This window comes from Tsukamurella spumae (assembly GCF_012396015.1).
GTDB classification, from domain to species: domain Bacteria; phylum Actinomycetota; class Actinomycetes; order Mycobacteriales; family Mycobacteriaceae; genus Tsukamurella; species Tsukamurella spumae.
Genome location: NZ_JAAXOQ010000064.1, coordinates 1 through 2,618, shown reverse-complemented (window position 1 = coordinate 2,618; position 2,618 = coordinate 1). Strand labels below are relative to the sequence as shown.

Genomic DNA, 2,618 nt, shown 5'->3' with positions numbered 1-2,618 from the left:
GTGGCAGATAGGGCTTGTCGGTACCGCGGGTCCGGCGAGTTGGTACCGCTGTTCCGGCGACCCGGAACCGGCCCGCGCGTGAGGCGGGCCGGCACCGTCGGGGGTTACTCCCAGTAGCCGGTGGTCGCCCGGGCTTGGTCGTCGCGTTGGCGTCGCATGTCGACTTCGCCGAGGTTGATCTCGCGGGCGTTGTTGGCCAGCCGGTTGACGATGGAGTCCGCGGCCACCCGGTCAGGTAGGGCCTCGAGCCAGTACGCCGGTCGGGATTGTGAGGCGATCATCGTCGGCAGCCGGTGCTCCCGGTTGGCCAGCACGGCGAACAGGTCGTTCGCGGCCTCGGGGTCGATGCCCACGGTGAGGAAGTCGTCGATGATCAGCAGTTCCACGTCCGACAGGTCGTTGAGCATTTTTTGGTGGCGGATGCCGTCGCCGCGGGCGATGACCAGCCGCCGGGCGAGTTCGTCCATGCGGGCGTAGGTGACGGTGTGCCCGTTCTGGCAGGCGGCGATGCCGATCGCGCAGGCCAGGTAGGTTTTCCCGCCGCCGGTCGGTGAGAGGACCAGCAGGTTGGTGGGGTCTTGGCGCCAGTGGTGCCCGGCGTAGCGTTTCATCCGCACCGGGGTGATCCCGCGTCCTTCCTGGTAGTTGATCTCCGCGATCGAGGCCTGCGGGATCGGGAACTTCGCGGCGCGGATCAGCTTGTCGATCCGGTGGGCTTGGCGCTGGTCTAGGGCGTCGTCGACGGCGGTGAGGAAGATCTGCTCCGGGGTGAGCTCGTCATTGGCCTCATCGCTGATGAGCTCCTCGAACCGGGTCGCCACGTGCGTGATGCGTAGGTTGCGGAACTTCTGGTGATCGATCTCGGTGAACATCACACGCCCTCCCCGCTGCGGCCGCGCGCATAGTGATCGGCCGAGCGGACTTGAATCGCGCCGTCGTCTCGGGCCCCGGCCGGTGGCGGCGGTTTTCGTGTGGCCGCCGCCGGGACCACGGGCCGGGGCGCCTTGTGGTCGGAGTCGATGCTCGCCATGACGCGTTTGAGCACGCTGTAGCTACCGGCACTGTTCTGGTTGAGCAGTACCTGGCAGGCTGCCTCGAGCCGCTGGCGACTGCGCTTGCCGAGAGTTTCGAGGATGTTCTGGCAGTCCAGATAGCCCTGCGCCTCGATCACGTGACGATCAAGGATCTGGGCGATCACCTGCTCAGTGGCGGGGCCGAACCCGCGGGCACGGTCGGTGAACCACTGCCGGGACCACAGACCGTCGATACCCTGGTGCTCCTTCGGGGCGTGAGCGAGCACGGTCGAGTACTGGCCTTTGCGGCCGTGGCGCCGTGGGTGCTCGCAGACGACCTGGTCACCGTCGAAGAGCGTCACCGACTGCGCGGTCAACCGGACTCGCAGCAGTTGACCGGCGAAGGTGTACGGCACCGAGTAGTACTGCGAATCGCAGGAGACGTGATAGTTCCGTCCGACCTTGAGCTGCTTCCACTCCACCGTGGCGAACCCGTCGTCTGGCAGCACCGCCAGCAGCGGCGCCTCATCGGACTCGAATCGCTCCCACCGTGTCGTACCGTCAGCCCGGCGAATCTGGGTGTTGATCTCGGCGACGCGGTCATCAATCGCCGCGTTCAGGGCCTCGACGGTGGTCCACACCTCCTCGGCGAGGTAGCCGATCACGCGCTTGTTGACCACTTCCACTGCTGACTCCACGGCCGCTTTGTCGCGGGGTTTGCGGACCCGCGCCGGCACGATCGCGGTGCCGTAGTGGTCGGCCAGTTGCTGGTAGCGGACGTTGACAGCCCTGGCCGCCTCGCCCTTGGCCTGCCGGTGGGTGGCGGTGGTCGGGTTGTCGGGCACCACCATCTGCGGCGTCCCGCCGAAGAAGTCGAACGCTGCGACGTGAGCGTCGATCCACGACGGGGACTTCATATCCGTAAAACCGCGACAGAACACCGCACCGGAGTACGGCAGCACCGCCACGAACAAGTACAGCTTGGTGACCTCACCGGTGACCGCGTCGAGGACCTCGAGGGTGTCGCCGGCCCAGTCGACCAGCATCGTCCTGCCGGGTTCGTGATGCAGCGTGGCCACGACGTCCTTGATGCGGGCGTGGTCGGCGAACAGGGCGCAGTACTGGGAGTACCCGTACTTCTTCCCGGCCCCGACGGGGTCCGCGAGATATTTGCCCCAGGCCTGCTGGATGGTGAAGTGCCGGTTGAACTTCATCGACGCCAGCACCCGATCAAAATCGGGCTTGGTGTAGTCCTCCGAGACGCGTTTGCGCCCGTCGGGGAACATCCCGGCGATCTCGGCCGGGTTCATCGACGACGCTTGGCCGGCGGTGATGCCGTACGCGGTGATCGTCTTCTTCACCGCCGCGATCTCCCGACGCGAACACCCGACGGCGGCGACGATCTCGCTGTAGCTATGCCCGGCCAGCGCCAACGTCATGATGGCCTTGTACTCGGCCACATCAGCCTCCTCAAATAGGAAGAAGCGGCGCAGTCGCGCCGCCTCACCCCGAGCAGACCACCCCGCCCGCCCTAAGGAGTACCGAGTCGCCGGAATCGAAGTACCGGATCGCCGGACTAGGCGTACCCACTAGCCCTATCTGCCA

The 2,618-nt window shown here is 66.5% G+C and carries 2 protein-coding genes; both read right to left on the bottom strand.

What is annotated here, in order from left to right:
* Positions 1 to 104: 104 nt before the first annotated feature.
* Entirely contained in the window at positions 105 to 872 is a 768-nt protein-coding gene (locus HF999_RS22025; protein ID WP_006898359.1) for an ATP-binding protein, read from the bottom strand.
* On the bottom strand, positions 872 to 2,473 hold the full coding sequence (istA, locus tag HF999_RS22020) for an IS21 family transposase (protein ID WP_006898358.1): 1,602 nt from the start codon (positions 2,471 to 2,473) through the stop codon (positions 872 to 874). The genes HF999_RS22025 and istA overlap by 1 nt, the downstream gene beginning before the upstream one ends.
* Between the last annotated feature and the right edge of the window lie 145 nt (positions 2,474 to 2,618).

Coding starts and splice junctions, on each gene's coding strand:
- HF999_RS22025 (WP_006898359.1), bottom strand. CDS start 872: ATGTTCACCGAGATCGATCACCAGAAGTTCCGCAACCTACGCATCACG.